Origin of the sequence: Eubacterium uniforme, assembly GCF_900167115.1 — a bacterium.
GTDB classification, from domain to species: domain Bacteria; phylum Bacillota; class Clostridia; order Lachnospirales; family Lachnospiraceae; genus Eubacterium_S; species Eubacterium_S uniforme.
In genome coordinates, this window is record NZ_FUXZ01000012.1 from 1,995 (window position 1) to 24,232 (window position 22,238).

Here is a 22,238-nt window from a genome sequence, read left to right on the forward strand (position 1 = left end):
GAAGGTTATGAACTTGAGTATGTTAAGATGAATGGCAGCGAAGTTTCAGAAGGAACTGACAAAGCTTATACAACAAACACAGTAGTAACAAAAGATGGAAAGACTGTAACAATTGAAGATAAGTATAAAGAAATCGTAGAAACTGGAGACTTAGAAATCAAGAAGACAATCGATGGTGAAAACATCACTGAGGATGATCTTAAAAACCTTAAGTTCACAGTTCAGAACGAAGCAGGTGAATACTTGTACAAAGAAGACGGAAAAGTAAAGACAAGCAAGGATAAGCATGAAATTGCTTTAGGTGAATTCGATAAGAATAATGACGGTACATATAGTCTTAAGTTCGAGGATATCGAAGTAGGTAAGTACACAGTAAAAGAAACACAGGCAAATATCGAAGGTTACGAACTTGAATATGTTAAGATGAACGGCAGCGAAGTTTCAGAAGGAACTGATAAAGCTTATACAACAAACACAGTAGTAACAAAAGATGGAAAGACTGTAACAATCGAAGATAAGTATAAGGAAATCATCGAAACTGGTGACTTAGAAATTAAGAAGACAATCGACGGTGAAAACATCACAGAAGATGATCTTGAAAACCTTAAGTTCACAGTCCAGAATGAAGCAGGTGAATACTTATACAAAGAAGACGGAAAAGTAAAGACAAGCAAGGATAAGCATGAAATCGCTTTAGGTGAATTCGATAAGAACAATGATGGAACTTACTCACTCAAGTTTGAGGATATCGAAGTAGGTAAGTACACAGTAAAAGAAACACAGGCAAATATCGAAGGTTATGATATTGAATATGTTGAAATGGATGGAAAGAAGGTTAATGCTTCAAATGATGATTCATTCACAACAAATGCAGTTGTAACTAAAGATGGTAAGGTTCTTGAAATCGTAGATGCATATAAAGTTCAGACAGGTGATTTAGAAATCAAGAAGACACTCGACGGTGATAATATCGTAGAAGATGATTTCGAAAACCTTAAGTTTACAGTACAGAATGAAGCTGGTGAATATTTATTCAAGGATGCTAATGGAAATGTTAAGACATCAAGAGATAAACATGAAATTAAACTTGGCGACTTTGATAAGAATAGTAACGGTACATATACACTTAAGTTCGAGAATATCGAAATTGGTGAATATACAGTAAAAGAAACACAGGCTAACGTTGAAGGTTATGAACTTGAATATGTTAAGATGAACGGCCAGAAAGTTTCAGAAGGTAATGACGATTCTTATACAGCAAATACAGTTCTTACAAAAGATGGAAAGACTGTAGAAATTGAAGACAAGTATAAGAAGGTTAAAGAAGATGTAACTGAGGAAACAGAATCTACTACAGAGGAAACAGAATCAACTGTCGACATTGAAACAGAGTCTACTAAAGAGACTGAAACTACTACAAAAGAGACAATTAAAGAAACTCAGGATGTAGTAGCAGAAGAATCAAGAGAATCTGAAAAGAAGACAGATAAGGAAAGCAACAAGAAAGACAAGAAGAAAGATAAGAAGGATAATAAGAAAAACAAGAAGAATAAGGACAAAAAAGAAATTGTTAGAGGTGAAGAAAGAGAATCATCCTCAACAGAAAGAATTACAGAGACATTAACAGGTGAGACTGAAGGTGGAAGTGGTTCATCAACTCCTCAGACAGGTGATTTTAATCACATTAAAGAGTTATTCATGTTATTCTTATCATCACTTGTTGGATTAGTTGCAATGGTTAAAATTAAAAAGAAAAACCAGTATTAAAATAAATCAATGAAAATTGATATAAAAAAAGGCTATACCTAAGGGTATGGCCTTTTTTTTATGGATAGTATAAAATTTAACAGAAAAAATGACATTAAAATAAAACAAAAACGAAAACGATAAACCTAGTTTTTGGCTTGAAATAAAGCGTTTGAGCGGTTTTTATTTGCTTGACATTGTGCCAAAAAACTATTAAAATTGAACATATAGATGATACGTATATGATATAAAAATATACATATTGGCTTGAATTTTATATAGGTATTGGGTGTTAAAAATGAAATATAATGAACTAAGAAAATTAAACAAGTTAGAATTGCTTGAGTTAGTTTATAATATGCGTACAGAGTTGGATAAAGTAGAAGGGGAAAACAGAAGGCTTAAAAGAAATCTTGAAGATCGTGAAAAAGACTATAATGAACTTCTATATAATACAAGAACAGTATTAAGGCAAGTTTCTAAACTTGCAGGAGAAGAATATCTCCCATTTGAGCGAGAAGATGGGGAGGTAGAAGTTTTATGATAAAAGAAAAAAACGATAAGATTGAAATAGAGTCTAAGATAATTAAAAATGTAAAAGAACAAGATGAAATAATACTTCCAACAGCTCTACAGATCGAAGATGAGATTAGTAGATTAAAGAACAGACGTGATTATATTCATATTTTATTTAACACGATAGCATCTTTGATTGTAGTTGCGGCTATAGCAGTATTGATTTCATCTTTTTTATTACCCGTTCTTAGAGTTACAGGAACGAGTATGACACCTACTTTAACTAACGGAACAGTTGTCGTATGTAAAAGAACAACTAGTTTAAAAAGAGGAGATATAGTAGCATTTTACTATAATAATAAAGTCCTATTGAAGAGAGTAATAGGATTACCGGGAGATTACATTGAAGTTAGAACTGATGGGACAGTTCTAGTTAATAATGAAGCCATTGATGAGCCATATATTGATGGTCCTTCATATGGTGAGAATGATTTAACTTATCCATATCAAGTACCTGAAGATAGGTACTTTGTTATGGGTGATCATAGATCTACAAGTGTTGATAGTAGATCAAAAACTATTGGATGTGTCTCCGAAGAAGAGGTACTGGGGAAGGTAAAAATGGCCATATGGCCAATCGACAAATTTAAAATTCTAAAATAAACAATCTTTAGTACATATTGTAACCATAAACGTTTTAGCAGATGTTACGGAGGTATTGAGTATGAAGAAGATAGATAGATTTACTCATAACCTAATTAAAGAGAATAATCGAAAACGTGATGTAAGGCATACAGTATCGTTAATGTCTGTTATTGTTATGCTTATGGTTACTGTTGTGCTTATTATTCCAGCAATAAGTATTACTAAGACTGAACTAGATAATGGTAACATACCATCAGTTCCTTCAGTTAATACTTTATCAAGTCTTGCAAAATATGATCTTCCAGATAGTCAGGTAAGTAATGTAAGTTTTTCACAAGTGATGGCGAAAGACGAGGGTAATATTCAAAGTGTAGAATTTACTCTTGAATATTACTTAAATAAGAATGATGTAACAGTGGAAAGACCGTATTTGCTATATCCAATTACAAGTAATAATATAGCCGTTACAGCGGAACTCCCAGGAGATGGCGAGTGGGGGAATGTAATGGACGGTGCTACACAATCAGGTATTTATCATGTATATACGGATACTAATGGGGTATCCTATGTTTTGATACAGTTTTTGGATAATTATCTTGAAATGTATGCAAATCAGGAGATTACAGGTACAGTTAAATTTGTGGCTGACGTTGTTAGGGATGATAATAATAATACTGCTAGTCAGCAGATTTCAATTGGTGGTGAAATATTTGAAGTTACGGGATATCCTGAAAGAGTAATGGATATTGATAAAGCAGGAACATTTAACGGTGATGATGGCACGATAACATGGTCGATAAAGGTTTATAATCCTGATGCAGAGGATATGGGTGGAGCAATTATCACAGATAGTAAGATTACTTCAACTAGTGTTATTACAAGTAATCCAGCAAATGCATATACTATGAGTGGAGATACAGTAGTACTTAATAACGGAATTACTGATAAGGTTATTACACTTACTTATACAGAGACGGTTCCACAGTCTATTCTTGCAAGTGGACAGGGCCAAAATATAGAGAATACGGTTACGATGAATCATGGTGGAGACGAGTATACTGATAGTGCTCTTGCATATGTTCCAGCGGGTTATTCAGTAACTAAGGGGGCAAGTACAGATTACTCAACAGGAGAGTATGAGTGGACGGTCATTATTAATAACGCATACGGAAATAATCTTAACGGATTTAAATTAGAGGACGTTATGATTAATGATATGGTTAGTGGAAGTTTAACAGTTACTGGAGATGGTAATGCTAATAGATTAGGTGCTACTTCATATTCAGGTGGAGTATTAACGTTTGGTAATATATCGGATAATCAAATATCTGTTACATATAGAACTTTAATCGATAAAACAGCAGAAGCAAATCAATATGGTCAAGTATTTGCTAAAAATACTGCGATATTAAAATCGCCTTCAAATACTGAATTAAGTAAGACAAATGCAACGGCAGTTTATATGAAACCGATTGCTCATAAAGAGCATCAATATGAGAGTAGTACAGGGCTTATCACATACACAGCTCAGTTTAAGCGAAATTCAGGTGATGTGATTTCTGCTGGTGATTATATAGAAGATCCTTATTTAGAATATGCAACGAGCATAGTGGTTCATAAGGGATATTATGGTCCATTAACAGAGGGCGTTAATTATACAATAAGTGGTAATAAAGTTACGATTATTGGAGATTCATTAGATCAGGTTCTTACAAATAGAGAGAATCCAGAAATATTCTCCATTAAGTATACTGTTGACCCAAGAAATCCAGATTTACCTAATAAAACAGTTAGTGGAAATAAAACAACAATTATAAATCCAGTTGAGATTGGTGATGAAACTGGACCTATAGGAACAACTAGTGATAAATATGAATGGGAGCCTACAAATGCAATTAATAAACAAGTAAACGGAACAGCTACTACAGTTGATAATGGAGATGGAACTAAGACTTATACTATTCCATGGCTAGTCTCATTAGAACAAGAAGTTGGTGGATTTTTAGGTAAGACACTTACGGATACAACAAGTATAACTAAAGGTTCAGAAAGTGTTATACAAACAGACTCGGCTTCAACATATAAGAATTATTATAATTCAGGAAGTATGCAAATAAGATATACATATAGAAGTGGAGGAAATCCAGTAGAAGCAGTACTTGACCCTTCACACTATACTTTGACAGATGACGGTAATGGAGGATTTAGTGTTTACTTTAAAGATACAGAAGAGTCAAGTAGTACACCTCTAGCTAATGCATATCTTGTGAAATTATATTATACAACTACAGCAATTTCTTCCACAGAGGAAGCACTTAAAGCTAAGAATACTGCTAATTTTGATACAAAAGAGAATTCAGATGAGTATGTATTAGAATATTTTAATCCTAATGATGTACCATATGATAAAACAGGAGAAACAAGTATTAATGTTAAGGATCTTGAGGTAAAAACAGTTGATTCTGTTATGTATTATAAGATTCCATATGTAATTCACATGGATCTTACAAAGAGAGATTCTGTTCCTGATAAGAAGTTTAAGATGGTAGATACAATGCCAGCAGGTGCATTGTTAGATACGGATACAGGTATTTATTTTAAATATAGTGAGTACTATAAAGAAAAGATGAATCCTGGTTCTGGAGATTACTCATATTACTATGAATATACATCAGGCTCTAATGTATTTAATATATTCTTTAAAGCAGAGAATGATAATAGTAAGAAGGTATTTGATATAGAGTACACAATATTACTTCCAAAGAACGTTACAGATACTCAAATTAATGATGATGGAACAAAAACTATAGCAAATACTGTTATAGATGAATTACAAACATATATACCAGATAGTGTTGAAACTACATTAGGTAATGATACATCAATTCCTAATACAGATAATATTTCAAAGACTGGAGGACAGGGAGCTACAGATGGATATGTTAATTATTCATTGGATGTAAATCCATCGGCAACCGATTTATCAACGGGAGGAACGATAGATATTAACGATGTTTTATCATTATCAAATCTTACTTCTGCAGAAGCCTTAGGTTTATATAACATAGGTGATATAAATAGGATAGATACTAATGTCGATATAAGTAAAGTTAAAGTAGTTTTAGATAAACTTAAGATATATGAAATTCGAGAAGGTCAAGCACCAAGAGAACTTAATAGTAGTGAGTATGTATATGAGTACTCTGGTGTAAGGACAGAACATTCTGTTGTTGATGAAGAGTATGATTTAACTCTTGATAGTAATGATGAAAGAATGTTGAAATATGAAAATAAAGGTTTACAAATAAATGCAGCAAATGCAGGGGATACCTTTGATGTGCTTATAACAGGAGATACTCCAGGAGCTTGGGTAAGCCATGATAGTTGGCAGATTCAAGGAACAGGTATTAATAGTTTGAATGGCGATTCAACAGGTCTAGGAGATTTAGTATTTGATAGTGAAGGAAAATGGAGTGCAACAGATATACCAATTACTCAAAGTGTTGATTTAGGTTATGTACAATTTGGTGCATGGTATACACATGGTGGTGGAAAACTAGTTTCAGGAAAAATTATATTCCATAAAAACGTTGAAACAGTTAAGGAACCATCGCTTGGACTTACATTACCAGATGGTAAGCATTTAAGAGTTGATTATACATATAAAATTACATATGAAACAGCAAAAGATAAAGTTGGACTTAAGTTATCTAATAGCGCCACACTTGATAGAAATGGTGGATCAGATACCGATGATTGTGTAAATAATATTTCAATTAAGGATTCAACATCTGCTACATCATCAACATCAGTACCTATTAAATTAAATAAGCTTAATCTAAATAACATGAACATACAGGTTCAGGCAGGATTTAACATATATAGATATAACGTAGATGATAATGTATGGCAGGTAGCAACAGAGATTAGAGAAAAAGATGTGAGTGTTGGTCCAAATTCATATCATACACATATTGTATCAAGTAGTGAACCGTCAGATACGTGGTCTGGTTGGACAAATGCTACAACCCAAAACATTATAGATTCGGCAGTTAAAATTACAACAGATGATTATTATATTAGTTTGGAAAAGGGCGTTATATATATGCTAGTTGAAATAGAAGCTCCAAATCCATTTATAACACTTAATGAACCGAAGTTTTTCACTTATGGAAATGAAGTTACATCAGAAGTTGCTCAGGCAGCGAAAAGTGCACTTGCTTCGGTGCCAGGATCTTTCGATTTGGATGTTTCGAGTATTGATAATATTACGAATAATGGAGAAGGACAGGCTGTATATGATATTACAAATAGAAATTACATTAATATAAGCGTTGATAAAAATTGGACTGTTCCAAGTGGATTTGATACATCAGAGTATAAAGTGGTTGTTGCAGTTTATAGAACAGGCAGAGCAGGAAGGGTTAATTCAATCCCAACTGATCATGCAGAAGTAGAACAACTTATACAGAATAACGGATGGGAATTCATAGATAGAAAAGAGTTAAGTGATGTAAACAATTGGAAATATACATGGTATGGAGATCCTACAATAACTGATAATAATGCCCCTAATAAGTTTAATGGAGTAGAACTTGTTAGTGGTAGTGATGATGAAACACCTTATTATTACTATGTGGTTGAAGAAAGCGTTAAGAGAAGTACAGATGGAGGAAATACATGGACGGATGTTACTAATAACTTCTCATCTTCATCATCAGCTAGATGGTTAATAGTAGGAACGGATGCAGCAATTTCTGAAGGACTTGATCATTCATTAGGAATTGTTGATATTTATAATACTCCGGGATTATCTATTAAAAAGATTTGGCAGAATGAACACAGAGTAGAAATGACAGCTGCAGAACTTAATTCGTTAGGAATTAATCAGATAGAAGTTGATCTTTATAGGTCAACAACAGCTCCAGGTGATAGTAGTGCAACATATGATGAACAAGGAGTTCCAACGGATGCAGTTAAGTTAACAGCAACAGATTTATCCTCGGTTAATGGAGTAACTTTAAATGGTGATAATATCATATTAAAGAAATCAGAAGGTTGGGAAGTTATTCCAGAAGGATTACCAACAAATGATGGTGTAGATCCATATTATTATTATGTGAAGGAAGTTACACAGATACCAAATAGTCAAACCGTATATCAAAACAACGGACAATCTGGAGGAACTATATTCGTATACAACGTAGTAAATGTTGAGGATGAAGGTGGAGTTGTTCTACCAAATACAGGTGGTAAGGGAATTAAACTTTTAAGAATGATTTCCCTATTAATGATTCTAATATCTTTAATTACTCTTGTTTATAGAAAGAGGATTAAGGAAGTAAATAATAAATATATATCAAAACGTAGAAGAAAAGGAGGAGAGCTATGAAAAAAATGAGAACAATTAAGAGAGTATTGGCGATTTTTCTTACTCTCGCATTAGTAATTACACTTTCAGGTATAACTAAAAATGTTACTTATGCAATAAGTGAATACAATATTACAATTAATAACAGTGCTAATGATGATGGAGAACATACATATGAAGCATATGAAGTATTTAAGGTTTCGCTTAATGCTTCAGATGAACCTGTAGTTGATGGATGGGGCGATGGTGTTAATGGTACAGCACTTTTAGCAGCATTAAAGGCAGATACAACAATTGGTACATATTTTGCTTCAGCTAATACAGCGGCAGATGTAGCAGCAGCACTTACAGATAATATCAGTGTATTTGCTAGTGATACTGCAGCTAACAAGGATTTTGATACACAGACAAAGGCATTTGTTAAGATAGTATCAGCTAACCTTTCAAACACAGTGGCTGGAACATCTGTAAATAATGTTATTTCTCCACTACAAGTAGGTTATTACTTCGTTCAGGATGCAGCAGCTCCTGGACCAGCTAATCCAACTGTAGGAGATAACAATGGTGCATATACAAGGTTTATTCTTCAACTTGTTAAAGATGAAAATATTACTATTGCATCTAAATCAGATGCTCCAAAGTTAGTAGTAAAGATTAAAGAAGATTCTTATAGTACTGATGATGGATTTGGTACAGGTTATAATGATGTTGCAGATTATGAAGTTGGAGAAAAAGTTCCTTATGAACTTATAGCTACATTACCAACTAATACATCAGCATATGATACATATAAGGTCGTATTTAATGATGTACTTGATACTGTATTAGAGAATCCAAAAGATTTTGTAGTTACTATTAATGGACAAGAAATTGATTCTTCAAAATATACAATTAGTGATACATCAACAGGTACATTTACTATTACAATAGATGATATATTTGATGCAGTTGGAGCTACAACTCCTGCACAGAAGGAAGCTCTTGATGGAAAAGATATAGTAGTTACATATACAGCTACATTAACAGATGATGCAGTTCCTGGAACAGGATATGAAAACACAGTAACTCTTACATATTCAAATGATCCTAACGATTCAGGTAGTACAAGTACAAAGACTGGATTAACACCTCCAGATGAAGTTATAGTATTTACAAATGCACAGGACTTTACTAAAGTTGATAGTGTTAATCAGGCTATAAAACTTTCAGATGCAAAATTTGTAGTTTATAAGGGAACAGGTGCAAATAAACAATATGCAACATTAGATGCTAATGGCAAGGTTACAGGATGGGTAGCTAGTGAAGCAAATGCAACTAAGATTACATCTAAGGCTGATGGAACATTTAGAGTAAGTGGTCTTGATTCAAAAGATACATATTATTTACATGAAACAGATGCTCCTTCAGGTTATGCATTAGCAACTAATGACGTATCTTTTGTAATACCAAGTGCAATCATTACACAGCAGAACTGGGACGGAACACAGGCAGGTGCTTATACAGCAAATACTAATGATGCAAATAGAGAATTTGTTGGTGATAATAAAAATATTACTAATACAAAACTTACAGCAACACTTCCAACAACAGGTGGAATTGGTACAACAGTATTTTATGTAGTAGGTATTATATTAGTGCTTGGCGCAGGCGTACTTCTTATTACAAGAAAACGCTCAAGAAATTAATAAGATTTAGGGAGATTATTACACGTTTTGATTCGATATAGATATTTTTATATTTATTATTATACCTCGAAGTGTAAATATTGGCTGGATGCATAGAAATATGCATCCGGCGGATATTACAATTGAAAATTTGCGTTAGTATTAAAATGCTACTAAGTAAAATAACAGTAAAGATGATATGGCAGTATGAAAGAATTAAATAATCAGACAGAAGTAAAAAAAGAAGAGAATAGTGATAAGAAAAAGAAGACTAGCGACAAGAAAAAAGATCGATTAATTACAGGATTTCTTGTTTTGTTAATTATTCTTGGATTAGGTATTTTCTTATACCCTAAGATTAGTGATTATTGGAATACAATGGTTCAAATGAGGGCAATCAATACATATCAGGAAAAGGTATCAAAACTTGAAGATAGTGAAATTGAATCGTTGTTAAAACAGGCTAGGGAATATAATGAGAAATTATATGGATTGGAAAACCCGTTAAGGAATTATGAAAAAATAAAGAATTATTATGAAGTATTAGATATAACAGGAACAGGCATTATGGGATATGTAAATATACCAGCAATTGATGTTGAACTACCTGTATATCATGGAACAAATAGTGAAGTTTTAAATGTAGCAATAGGACATTTACAAGGTTCATCTCTTCCGGTTGGTGGAGAGAACACACATACAGTTTTATCTGCGCACAGAGGATTACCTTCAGCTAAATTGTTTAGTGATTTAGATGAACTTAGGGAAGGCGATACATTCACTATTACAATATTAAATTACACAGTAACATATGAAGTTGATGAGATAAACATAGTTTTACCATCGGATGTCGAAAAATTAAAGATTAGTGAAGGTAAAGACTATGCAACACTCCTTACATGTACTCCTTATGGTGTTAATACACATAGATTATTTGTGAGAGGCCATAGAGTAGAGAATGCAAAAGGAGAGAAAAATGTGAAAGTGACTGCGGATGCAGTTTTGATAGATAAGAATTCAGTTATACCTTTTATTGCATTACCGCTTTTTATCTTATTAGTTGTATATTGGATTTTAGAATCCAAACGAGAAAAAGAGCGCAAACAAAGGAGGCGTATTATAGATGAAGGGAAGAAATAATTCATTGTTAATTATTTTAAAAACAGTAGATTATTATCGCAGTATAGTGATTAAGAGTATGCTATGCTTTACTTTAAGTGCCCTTTTGATTACATGCCTCTCTTTAGAAAGAAAAGTATATGCTGCAGATGATTCGATTACTATCAGCAATGAAATAAATGGAAATATAGTTAGTGATGTTACTTGGAAAGCGTATAAGATAGCAGATTATGGAGCAGGAGGACAACTAATTATTGATTCGGATTTTGGTTCATCTAATGTAGATTTTTCATCGCTTACAACAAGAGAAGATGTAGCAAATGCAGCAACGACATTTGCTAATATAGTGCTAAGTGATGGTGTTTCTATAGATGGACAAGCAAATGCCATCAGTGGAATTGCAAAAATAACAGGATTAGATCAGGGCGTATACTTAATAGTTGGAAGTAATGTTAAAATAGGTTCTAAGGTTTATGGACCAGCACCTATGATAGTTGAAGTGATAACTGATTCGAGTGGAGTAAATGTTGATGTTGCGGCAAAGTTTGTGTATAACAATATCGCATACAAGGTTGAAAAGTTATGGAAAGGTGATGATGCTAGTACCCATGACGAAGTTATTGTTGAATTATATAAGGATGGTGTACTGGATGACACAGTTAGATTGAATGAAAGTAATAACTGGAAGTACACATGGGAAAGTAGTGATGAAACAGCGGTTTGGTCGGTAAAAGAAAAGACAGTCATTAAAAACTATAAAGTTTCATATAGAAATGAAGGAAGTGATTATGTAGTTGTTAATACATATAATCCACCTGAAGAAGAGTCTACAATGACTGTTGTTATTGAAACGACGACAAATAAAGAAACTGAAAATGATTCTGAAGACGAATCGGAAATTGACGAGACGGATGAGGATGAAACAGATGAAGATGAAACTGAAGAAATAACAACTAAGAAAGGTAAGGAGGATGATGAACAAGGCGATGGAGGTTCTGCAGCGGACGATAGTGATCTTCCTCAAACAGGATTATTATGGTGGCCAGTAATACCACTTTTTGTAATCGGAATTATTTTAGTATTTGTTGGAATTAAGATTAAGAATAATGGGGAAGATTCTGAAGAGTAGAACTTCAGAAAATACATGTTTACATATATGGCCGGTTTATGGTGGTGCATTTGCATAGCTGTAGGCCGGCTTTTTGTGTTGTTTGAGCGTTTGATGTATTGTATAATAATGACATGTTGTAACGTATGGGGGATATATATGAATAAGCGAAAAGTATATGGACGAATTATAATTTTATTAGGTGTGATTTTTATTCTTGTGGCTGTTGGTATTGTTGGTTTTAACATATATACACAGATGGAAGGTGAAAAGCAGCGAGTACAGGTTATGGAACAACTTGAAACGAAGATTACAGAGAATAAGGATAATCCAAAACCTAATGAGACAATTGTTGATGAAAAAGAACGTACAGTTAATGACTGTGTGATAATAGATGGTGTTGCTTACATAGGTTATATTTCAATTCCTTCACTTGATATTAAACTACCTGTTTCAAAGGATTGGAATGATGGACTTTTAAATGTAGGAGCTTGTAGGTATAAGGGAAGTTCATATCAGGATGATTTAGTTATTTGTGCACATAATTATTTCTCTTATTTTGCAAAGATTTACAAGCTTGCATCAGGTGATGAAGTTGTATTTACAGATGTTTATGATGAGAGTATAACTTATGAAGTTTCCAATCAGGAAGTAATTGATGGGAATGATAAAGATGAGATGGTAAAAAATGTAAATGATTGGGATTTGACTATGTTTACTTGTACATTTTCAGGGCGAACAAGACAGACTGTAAGGTGTGTTAGAAAAATAAATAAAAGTGAGTAAAAATAAGGGCGAAAGCCCTTATTTCTATTGACTATTAGTATCAAATGTGGTTAGATATAAAAGGTTGCATTCATTATAATGTAAATAAATAATTTAATAGGAGGAATGCATAATGAATACATTAAAAAATATTATGCGAAAAGTACTTGTTGCGGTGCTTAGTTTAGCTATGACATTTACAGTTGCACCTAATGCAGGACTTGAAGTATATGCTGAAGAAGGTTATGGCGCATGGGCTGGTATTTATTTTGGTGGAAGTAATGCATATTATCAGTCAGAGCATCCAGAAGCAGTAGAAATGAAAGTAGCTTTATATGCAGATGGCGTAAAGCAGCAGGAATATGATTTCGTTGCTAGTGCTACAGATGGAACACTTAATGTGGACAATTTAAAAGAAAAGAATGAAGCAGGTGAAGATATTGTCTACACATGGAAAATCGTTAGTAAATCAGATATTCCTGAAGGTTTCGTAGTAAGAATTGAACCAACTAGTGATGGTAATAATGTTGTTAAGTTTTACTTAGAAGGTGAAATTGAAACAGAAGTTAATGAAGCTGGTGAAGTAGTTCCAGTTAAGGATCCAGTAACTGGTGAAGATAAAGTTATAACATTTAATCCAGATGATTTTGAAGATTTTGGAAATAATGAAGGTCAGAATGGCGAAGGTCAGAATGGCGAAAATCAGAATGGCGAAGGTCAGAATGGCGAAAACCAGAATGGCGAAGGTCAGAATGGCGAAAACCAGAACGGCGAAGGTCAGAATGGCGAAAACCAGAACGGTGAAGGTCAGAATGGTGAAAACAACCAGAACGGTCAGAATGTAGAAGATAATAAAGAAAACAAAGATAATACAGATAATAAAGACAGTAAGGATTCAAAAGATAACAAAGATTCAAAAGAATCAAAAGATAATAAAGACAGCAAGACATCAGATGATGGTAAGACAGCTGTAGCTGGTGCATCTGTTGCACAGAATGCTGGTCCTGAAGTAGGAACTAAAGTAAAAGATAGAAAGTATTTTTATGAAGTAACTAAAGTTGGTAGCAAGGATGGAAAAGTCGTTGGGGAACTTGCAGTTACAGGTATTAGAAAGAAATCAATAACACAGATTAAACTTGCTAAGACAGGCGTGTTTGATGGTGTAAAATATAAGATTACATCAGTTAAGGCTAATGCATTTAAGGGTAATAAGAAAGTTACAAAAGCTATTATTAGTAAGAATGTAACTAAAGTTGGTAAGAATGCATTTGCTAATATGAAGAATCTTAAAGCTGTTACATTTACTTCAAAGAAATTAAAAACAATTGGAGCAAATGCTTTTAAGGGCGATAAGAAGTTAAAACTTATTAAGATTAAATCAAAGAAACTCAAGAGCGTTGGAAAGAAATCATTTGTTGGTGTTAAGAATTGTACTGTTAAGGTATTAAAAGCAAAGAAAAATGCTTATACAAAGATTCTTAAAAAAGCTGGTTTCAAAGGAAAGCTTAAATAATTATTTATAATAGATAGGGTTGCACTAACAAAAGTTAGTGCAACATCTTTTTGAGTTATAAAACTTTTAAAGATAAAGTTGACAGTTAACGGTCGTTATGCTATTATAAAACAGATGTTAACAATGTTAATGTTAGAAAGAAGGAGAGAGAAATGGCAAGAGTTTCAACAAAAGAACGATTAATGGAAACAGCATTAACTCTTTTTTCACAGAAGGGTTATGCTGCAACAAGCGTAGATGAAATTGCAGAATCAATAGGTATTAAGGGACCAAATTTATATAAATATTTTAAAGGTAAGGAAGATCTATTTGAACAACTTACAAAAATGAGGGATGTGTCTTATAAAAACAATATGGGATTTGACCCTAAATTTCTTGAAAACATTCATGATGGTAAGACATTAAAAGAATTTAGTATGAAACAGATTAGATATACTATTAGTGATGATACTGTAATAAAACTACGTAAAATGTTAAGTATTGAACAGTTTAGAAATGAAGAATTGGGTGATGAGGCAACATTACATCAGCTTACTAATCCAGTGAATTTATATATTAAGCTTTTTAGTCGTATGATGGAAGCAGGAGAAATTAGAAAGTGTGATCCAGAAGTACTTGCGTTAGAGTATGTTTCACCTGTTACAGTTCTTATTCAGGTATGCGATAGAAGACCTGAGAAGAAGGACGAATTATTAAAGCAGATCGAAGAGTTTATTGATTTATTTATTGAACAGAATTTTGAATAATATGTATTCCAACCCAAATCTTTGTTTTTAGATAATTTATGAAAAAATTTATAATGGACATAGTGTAAAATGATAGTCATATGGGGAAAGTGACTTTTACGAAGTGTCTTATGTATGAAAAGAACTTATGATGAATTTGGGTACAGGGAATAACAAACTAATATAAAAAGGCTCAACTGTATATGTTGAGCCTTTTATGTTTATACATGAAAAAATGCGATAATAAGCGCACCCACTTTATTTTAAGTAGGTGCGCTTTAAATATTTATAAGGAGGTTTACTAGTATGGTAAAGACAGAAAACAAATTGCTAAAGAAGGTTTGCATTTTAGGCTTAAGTGCAACAATGTTAGCAGGTATGGTATTGCCAATGAGTGATTCTTTTAGAAAAGACACTGTTATCACTCAAGCAGACACATCTTATGATGGTGAATTTAGTTACGGAGGGAAGACTTATAAGTATAAGAATGATGGAACAGATAAGATTATGCTTATGTCTGTAACAGCCGGAGGAGAACTAAAAATTCCATCAACAGTAACTATTGGCGGAAAGAAGAAAACAGTAAGTAAGTTAGGCGAATGGTTCGGTGCATATCAGACATTTACAAAGGTTGTTGTTCCAGATACTGTTACAATAATTGAAAGACGTGTTTTTTATGCTGCAACAATGGATAGTTTGAAATTATCAGTTAATCTTGAGTCTACTGGAGAATGGTTTGCTTCAAGTTCTAATGTAAGTAGTGTTGAGTGTAAATCAACAAAACTTAATAATTTAGGAGATTATTGCTTTTATTTAAATAAGGGTGCAAAGAAAATTATTTTAGGAAAATACTTAGTTAAGTTAGAAGCAAATGGAAATGTATTAGATTTATCAACATCGGATTTAACTAATGTAAAGGAAATATATCGAGGCATAAGATTTGATATGACTAATGTGGATACAATTAAGTTTGGAAAAACAACTTTTGAAATACCTTCAGCTTATTATGTGTTGAATAATAGTAAGCTTAAAAACGTATATGTGAATGGAACAAAAGTTGTATGTAAGAGTGCAAAAGATATATTACCTGATATTGTTAGAAAGTATTATTTATTGATTGAAAAATCTGATTTCGAATATAATTATTCAGCTGACAAGGCTAAATATGTTATTACAGGGTTGGGACATCAGTATTATGGATTAAACAATAAAAAGAAAGGAACTTTGCCGGTAGAGGAAGAGTTTGATATAGCTTTAGATCTTCATGATTATATAGTTAAAAATTATGTTTATGATACTAAAAAAACAGTAGGACCATATACGAGAGTATTTATTTGTCATGAATATTCTAAGTGTGCATATGATGGTCAAATGTATGCATTTTTATTAGAATGTGCAGGTGTTGAAGCAGAAACAATTTCATCTGCAGAGTTGATTCCAGTTTCTGAAGCACAGAAGAAACAGTATGCAGCTGAAGGCAAAAAATATAGTTATACTTTAAATGGTAAATATAGAATTGGAAAAAATGGTAATCATTTATGGACTCTTATTAAAATTGGCGGTAAATGGACACATGTTGATGTAACAACAGACAGACAAATAAATGGTTATGGTTGTTCCTTGGTATCAAATATGTTTGATAGTGAAGGCATTCATTGTTTTCCACATTTTTCAGAGTATGCTAATGATGAATATACAAAGAAATTTTATGCTTTCCAAAATTATTCAACTATGTTAACAACACCAAAAGAAACACAATATAAAGGTGATTTAGATAAGAGTGGGAAATGGTATCGTGATACAAAAGATTTGCAGCTTCTTACAAGTTTTATTGTGCAGTCAGATGAAGATCGTGAAATGATTAGAAAAGCAAAAAATGGAGCATTATCAATCACAGATAAAAAAGCACAATCACTAAATTCTGGTTATACTTCTGGTGGTGTACATATTGATGTAAAATTAGTTGAAAAGCGAAATGGAAAATGGTATTCACTTATTGATGCAGATGCAGCAGACATTAATTTTGATAATAAATATGATGTTCGAGATATTATGTTTATGCAAAGATTATTTTCAAAAGTTGATAAAAATAAATAATGTATTAAATTTATGGGGTATGGGGAATATAATTTAAACTAGATATATGGAGACTCTATTCATTTCCGAGTAGAGTCTCTTTTTTGAAATACAATGAAAAAAGAATTCTTATACCTGCTTGGATAGTTGAGTGGGTATTTTTTTATGGAGGTAAAAAGAAAATGAAAAACAAAAAACTAGGTAAAAGAAACCTAAAACGAATTGCAACATTGTCTTTGAGTATGATGATGCTTACAGGAATGGTTATGCCAATGAGTGATAGTATTTATAAGAAGTCTATTGTTACTGAGGCAGAAGTAAAGTATGATGGAGAATTTACTAATAGTGGAAGGACATATAGATATAAGATTTCTGGCAGCGAAATGACTCTTGTATCGGTATCTGGAGGAAGTGGTAATATGTCTATTCCTTCAAGTGTAAGTGTAAACGGGAAAACATATACGGTTACAGCTTTAGGTGATTGGTTTGGTTCATCCCAAACATTTTCAAGCGTTAATGTTCCAAATACTGTAAAGAGTATGGGAAATAGTGTATTTAATAGTGCTAATATTTCTGATTTGACAGTATCATCAAAAATAAATAGTATAGGTGATTGGTTTGGTGCACATGGTAAAATAGATAAAGTAAAATGTGATGCAAAGAATATAAGTAAAATAGGAGAATATATTTTCTACCATAATACTGGTGCTGAAAAAATTGTTATGGGAAATTGGCTAGTTAAATATAAACCAAGTGGTAATGTATTAGATTTATCAACAAGTGATCTTAGTACTGTTAACAAAATTAAAAATTATTGTGTAATATTAAGTTCTAAAGTTGATACATTAAAGATTGGAAAAAATGAATTTTTGGCTGGAGAAATAATAAAACGCGATGAGTTAGTTAACGGAGACATTCGAGATATAATAAATATTTATGTGAATGGTAAAAAGGTAGAATGTAAGAGTGCTAATGATACTGTTCCGGATATTTTAAAGAAAAATTTTGGTAGACTTGATATGAGCATGTTTGCTTTAAACTATGCTAAGAGTAAAGCAAAATATGTTCTTGAAAGTTTGGGTCTTAAGTATTATGGTGATGAAGCTTATAAAGTAAAAGGTAAGCTTTCAGCAAATGAAGAATTAAGAATTGCATTGGAAGTATATGAGTATATTGTAAAGAATTATACATATGATGCTCCTAATGCTAAAGGTACTTATTTAAAAGTATTTGATTGTCATACGGTTACAAAATGTCAAGAAGATTCTCAATTGTATGCATTTCTATTGGAAAGTGCGGGTGTAGAGGCTGAAACAGTATTTTCTGGAATAATAACACCGGTTACACCTCAGACACAGGCAAAAGAATTAAAAGCCCATCCAGAAGCTAAGGTATGGATAGATGGTAAGTATTTAATTTCTTATGCTGGAGCTCATGCTTGGAATGCTATAAAAGTAGGCGGAAAATTCTATTATGTTGATTCTACAGAAGGAAGACAGTATCATACAGGAAAAAATAAGAATGATGCTCATAAAACATTTATGTTTTCAAATAAAGCAATAGAAGTTGGTGCTGCTAGATTTGGTTTGGATGCTGCTCATGGTTATATGGGAACTCATGGATATCCAAATTATAGTTTATATGGTGATGATAAGTATGAGAAAGCATTGTATGCATTCCAAAATCGAAGCACTATGCTAAAAACTCCTGATTGTAATGATATACTTGGTGATATAGATATGAGTAATTATTATCCGGATGAAGCAGATAAAGATAAGTTGATGGCTTTTAACTTATTAAGTACTGATTTACAGAACAAGTTATTGAAGATGAAACCAAATAAACCTATAGAGGGAATTACCCTTAAGGAATTACAGTCATTGACAGTAACTTATACAATAGGTGGAGTGCAGAAGACTGTTAAGTTATCGGATAATAGAAATTGTCTTACTTTTGATCCGGCTAAATTAGATGTGACTTTAGATGGAAAAGTTAATGTAGCAGATTTGGTTATGATGAGTAATTTATTATCTGGAATTGATTAATTAAATATAATAGGCGTCATAAAGAAGCAGGTAAAGAAAAGATAGTATCAATTTGATACTATCTTTTTGCTTATATTCAGATTAGCATATTTTGAACTATTTTATATAAGAATTTCTAAGTGACATTGTGTTGAAATAATAGTCTAAATAAAATATCAAAATATTTCAGAAAATAACACTTGATTTTTCACAAATTGTTTGTTAGTATGTAATTATGATGGAATTGATTCCACGAGATATTTAATAAGCTTATAAATATAAAAATGGAGTGTGTGATTATGATTACAATCAAAGAGATTGCAAAAGAATCAGGCTACGGGGTTGGCACAGTTTCAAGGGTTCTTAATAATAGTGAACATGTTAGTGAAAAAGCTAAGAAGGCTATTATGGATGTGGTTAAAAAATATAATTTTGAACCTAATCCTAATGCAAAAAACTTAAAATCCCAGACAAAGTATGGAATTGTTTTAATAGTAAAGGGTACTCAGAATATGCTATTTGAATCAATTGTCGAACTCATGCAGACTGAGATAGTTAAAAATGGACATGCCTGTGTGGTTGATTATATTGATCAGGATGAAAACGAAGTAGAGGAAGCTAGAAAGGTTTGTAATAACCAGAAGCCATATGGTATAGCATTTCTTGGTTCTAATTTAGAATACTTTGAGAAGAATTTTGAGAACCTTGATTTGCCATGCGTTATTGTAACTAATGGGGCTTCTGAACTTAATATTTCCAATCTTTCATCAGTAGCTGTTGATGATGTTTCTGCATCTTCAAGAATTGTAAATTATCTATATGATAAAGGACATAGAAATATTGGAGTTATTGGTGGTGATCCTAATGTATCACATCCAAGTAGTCTACGTCTTTTAGGATTTGAGAGTGCTATGAGAAAGAAGCATCTTGAGTTTGATATGACAAAGCAGTATTCATATGCCAGATTCTCACTTGAAGGTGGTTATCAGGCTACTAAGGATCTTTTAAAGAAGAATAGTGATATTACTGCAATATTTGCTATGAGTGATATGATGGCTATGGGTGCTCTTCGTGCACTTAAGGATATGGATATTAAGGTTCCACAGGATATGTCAGTTATAGGTTATGATGGAACTGACATTGCAAATTTCTGCATTCCAAGAATTACAACAGTTTGGCAAAATACTGAAAAGCTAGCTAAAAGAAGTGTTGAAATTCTTTTAGGTGGAATTAAGGCAGAAGAAAAGGGAGAAAACTATGCTGTTCATGAGATTGTCCCTTATGTTATTAAAGAGGGCAGCAGTGTAGGAGAAGTGAAATCAAAGAAAAAATAGATAAGAGATTTCTATAAAGAGATTAAGAGATTTAAAAAGAGAAACTAATAGGCATCAATTAAAAAAGAGAGATAAAAGATGAAGGAGGATAGGTATGAGAGCTGGCGGAGTTTTAATGCACATAACAAGTCTTGCTTCTCCATATGGTGTTGGAACCATGGGTAAGGAAGCGTATGAATTTGTTGATTTTCTAGTTGCTGCTAGGCAGACGTATTGGCAGGTTTTACCAATTGGCCCAACAGGGTATGGAGATAGTCCGTATTCATCATATTCGACATATGCTGGAAATCCATATTTAATTGATTTTGATAAAATCAAAGAAGAAGGATATTTAAGAAAAGCGGACTATAATAAAATCAATTGGGGGGATAACGAAGAACACGTTGATTTTAACATACTTCTTGAAAACAAATTTAAGGTTTTAAGAAAGGCTGCAGATAGATTTTTAAAAAAGCCAGCTGATGATTACGAGAAGTTTTTAAAGAAGAATAAATCTTGGCTTGATGATTATTCACTTTTCATGGCTATTAAAAGTAAACAGGGTGGAAAAACTTGGCAGGAATGGAAGAAAGAGTATAAGTTAAGAGAGAAAACAGCCATCAATTTGGCAAAAGAGAAATATAAGAAAGAGATTGATTTTTGGAAGATTACACAGTATTTTTTCTATAAACAGTGGAATGAACTTAAAAAGTATGCTAATAAAAACGGAATTCTTATAATAGGCGATATCCCTATTTATGTAGCAAATGATAGTTGTGATGTGTGGTCTAATCCAAAAGAGTTTAAACTTGATGAAAACCTTGAGCCTATATGGGTTGCAGGATGTCCACCGGATGGATTCTCTGAGGATGGTCAGTTATGGGGAAATCCAACTTATGATTGGGATTACATGAAGAAGAACAATTATAAATGGTGGGTTAAACGTATTAAGTATGCTAAGTCTCTTTATGATGTTGTAAGAATTGATCATTTCAGAGGATTTGCTGGATATTATGCAATTCCATATGGTGATAAGAATGCAAGAGGCGGACACTGGGAGAAGGGCCCTGGTTTTAATTTATTCAAAGCCGTTTTTGAAAAGTGTGGTAAGGATGGAATCATTGCAGAGGATTTAGGATTCCTTGATAAGGATGTTATTACACTTTTAAAGAAAACGAATTTTCCTGGTATGAAGCTTTTACAGTTTGCATTTGATACAAGGGATGGTGGTGCGTATAGACCACATAGTTACATTAAGAATAGTGTTGCTTATACAGGTACCCATGATAATGAACCTACTATGGGCTGGTTTAAGAATGCTAAAAAAGAAGATGTAAAAAGAACAGTTACATATTTTAACCTTACTAAGAAGGAAGGTTATAACTGGGGTATGATGAGAGGGGTTTGGAGTTCGGTTTCAGATTACGCTATTGTTCAAGCACAGGACCTTCTAGGGCTTGGTAATGAAGCTAGAATGAATCTTCCATCTACAGTTGGTACACATAACTGGAGTTGGAGAGCAAAACCTGGTGTGTTTACAGAAGAACTTTCAGAAAAGTTAGCATACCTTATGGAAATATATGGTAGATGTGAAATAATAGATTGATATTAATTCGTCTGTGAGGAGAGTAAGTGCCTTTAAGGTGCTTGGAA

14 protein-coding genes are annotated in these 22,238 nt (G+C 32.7%); all 14 read left to right on the forward strand.

Annotation, left to right across the window (positions count from 1 at the left end; genetic code table 11):
• The coding region (locus tag B5D16_RS09495) for a SpaA isopeptide-forming pilin-related protein (RefSeq protein WP_200803975.1) at window positions 1-1,767 on the forward strand (1,767 nt) is incomplete at its 5' end.
• Window positions 1,768-2,044: 277 nt separating this feature from the next.
• Window positions 2,045-2,290, forward strand: coding sequence for a hypothetical protein (locus B5D16_RS09500; protein WP_078766752.1), 246 nt, complete (start codon window positions 2,045-2,047; stop codon window positions 2,288-2,290).
• Complete coding sequence (gene lepB, locus B5D16_RS09505) at window positions 2,287-2,925, forward strand: signal peptidase I (RefSeq protein WP_078766753.1); 639 nt, start codon at window positions 2,287-2,289, stop codon at window positions 2,923-2,925. Before B5D16_RS09500 ends, lepB begins: the two co-directional genes overlap by 4 nt.
• A gap of 61 nt (window positions 2,926-2,986) precedes the next feature.
• Window positions 2,987-8,299: a hypothetical protein gene (locus B5D16_RS09510; RefSeq protein ID WP_078766754.1), complete on the forward strand. Its 5,313-nt coding sequence runs from the start codon at window positions 2,987-2,989 to the stop codon at window positions 8,297-8,299.
• Complete coding sequence (locus tag B5D16_RS09515; RefSeq protein WP_078766755.1) at window positions 8,296-9,963, forward strand: isopeptide-forming domain-containing fimbrial protein; 1,668 nt, start codon at window positions 8,296-8,298, stop codon at window positions 9,961-9,963. The genes B5D16_RS09510 and B5D16_RS09515 overlap by 4 nt, the downstream gene beginning before the upstream one ends.
• A 186-nt stretch (window positions 9,964-10,149) precedes the next feature.
• Window positions 10,150-11,082 (forward strand): class C sortase, encoded by a 933-nt coding sequence (locus B5D16_RS09520; protein ID WP_078766756.1) that lies wholly within the window; start codon window positions 10,150-10,152, stop codon window positions 11,080-11,082.
• Complete coding sequence (locus B5D16_RS09525) at window positions 11,066-12,190, forward strand: Cna B-type domain-containing protein (protein WP_078766757.1); 1,125 nt, start codon at window positions 11,066-11,068, stop codon at window positions 12,188-12,190. Before B5D16_RS09520 ends, B5D16_RS09525 begins: the two co-directional genes overlap by 17 nt.
• A 138-nt stretch (window positions 12,191-12,328) precedes the next feature.
• Window positions 12,329-12,955 (forward strand): sortase, encoded by a 627-nt coding sequence (locus B5D16_RS09530; RefSeq protein WP_159444359.1) that lies wholly within the window; start codon window positions 12,329-12,331, stop codon window positions 12,953-12,955.
• 112 nt (window positions 12,956-13,067) lie between these two features.
• Complete coding sequence (locus B5D16_RS09535; protein WP_078766759.1) at window positions 13,068-14,447, forward strand: leucine-rich repeat protein; 1,380 nt, start codon at window positions 13,068-13,070, stop codon at window positions 14,445-14,447.
• A gap of 152 nt (window positions 14,448-14,599) precedes the next feature.
• On the forward strand, window positions 14,600-15,193 hold the full coding sequence (locus tag B5D16_RS09540) for a TetR/AcrR family transcriptional regulator (protein ID WP_078766760.1): 594 nt from the start codon (window positions 14,600-14,602) through the stop codon (window positions 15,191-15,193).
• 285 nt (window positions 15,194-15,478) lie between these two features.
• Window positions 15,479-17,269, forward strand: coding sequence for a leucine-rich repeat protein (locus tag B5D16_RS09545; RefSeq protein WP_078766761.1), 1,791 nt, complete (start codon window positions 15,479-15,481; stop codon window positions 17,267-17,269).
• Window positions 17,270-17,430: 161 nt separating this feature from the next.
• Window positions 17,431-19,293: a leucine-rich repeat protein gene (locus B5D16_RS09550; protein WP_143405095.1), complete on the forward strand. Its 1,863-nt coding sequence runs from the start codon at window positions 17,431-17,433 to the stop codon at window positions 19,291-19,293.
• 278 nt (window positions 19,294-19,571) lie between these two features.
• On the forward strand, window positions 19,572-20,606 hold the full coding sequence (locus B5D16_RS09555; protein WP_242943032.1) for a LacI family DNA-binding transcriptional regulator: 1,035 nt from the start codon (window positions 19,572-19,574) through the stop codon (window positions 20,604-20,606).
• Between the two features lie 94 nt (window positions 20,607-20,700).
• Window positions 20,701-22,191: a 4-alpha-glucanotransferase gene (gene malQ, locus B5D16_RS09560; protein WP_078766763.1), complete on the forward strand. Its 1,491-nt coding sequence runs from the start codon at window positions 20,701-20,703 to the stop codon at window positions 22,189-22,191.
• Window positions 22,192-22,238 lie beyond the last annotated feature (47 nt).

Bases quoted from the DNA above. Each gene is read 5' to 3' on its own strand.
- B5D16_RS09555 (WP_242943032.1), top strand. From the start codon at position 19,572: ATGATTACAATCAAAGAGATTGCAAAAGAATCAGGCTACGGGGTTGGC.
- B5D16_RS09525 (WP_078766757.1), top strand. From the start codon at position 11,066: ATGAAGGGAAGAAATAATTCATTGTTAATTATTTTAAAAACAGTAGAT.
- B5D16_RS09500 (WP_078766752.1), top strand. From the start codon at position 2,045: ATGAAATATAATGAACTAAGAAAATTAAACAAGTTAGAATTGCTTGAG.
- B5D16_RS09510 (WP_078766754.1), top strand. From the start codon at position 2,987: ATGAAGAAGATAGATAGATTTACTCATAACCTAATTAAAGAGAATAAT.
- B5D16_RS09540 (WP_078766760.1), top strand. From the start codon at position 14,600: ATGGCAAGAGTTTCAACAAAAGAACGATTAATGGAAACAGCATTAACT.
- B5D16_RS09520 (WP_078766756.1), top strand. From the start codon at position 10,150: ATGAAAGAATTAAATAATCAGACAGAAGTAAAAAAAGAAGAGAATAGT.
- B5D16_RS09545 (WP_078766761.1), top strand. From the start codon at position 15,479: ATGGTAAAGACAGAAAACAAATTGCTAAAGAAGGTTTGCATTTTAGGC.
- B5D16_RS09550 (WP_143405095.1), top strand. From the start codon at position 17,431: ATGAAAAACAAAAAACTAGGTAAAAGAAACCTAAAACGAATTGCAACA.
- B5D16_RS09515 (WP_078766755.1), top strand. From the start codon at position 8,296: ATGAAAAAAATGAGAACAATTAAGAGAGTATTGGCGATTTTTCTTACT.
- B5D16_RS09530 (WP_159444359.1), top strand. From the start codon at position 12,329: ATGAATAAGCGAAAAGTATATGGACGAATTATAATTTTATTAGGTGTG.
- lepB (WP_078766753.1), top strand. From the start codon at position 2,287: ATGATAAAAGAAAAAAACGATAAGATTGAAATAGAGTCTAAGATAATT.
- malQ (WP_078766763.1), top strand. From the start codon at position 20,701: ATGAGAGCTGGCGGAGTTTTAATGCACATAACAAGTCTTGCTTCTCCA.
- B5D16_RS09535 (WP_078766759.1), top strand. From the start codon at position 13,068: ATGAATACATTAAAAAATATTATGCGAAAAGTACTTGTTGCGGTGCTT.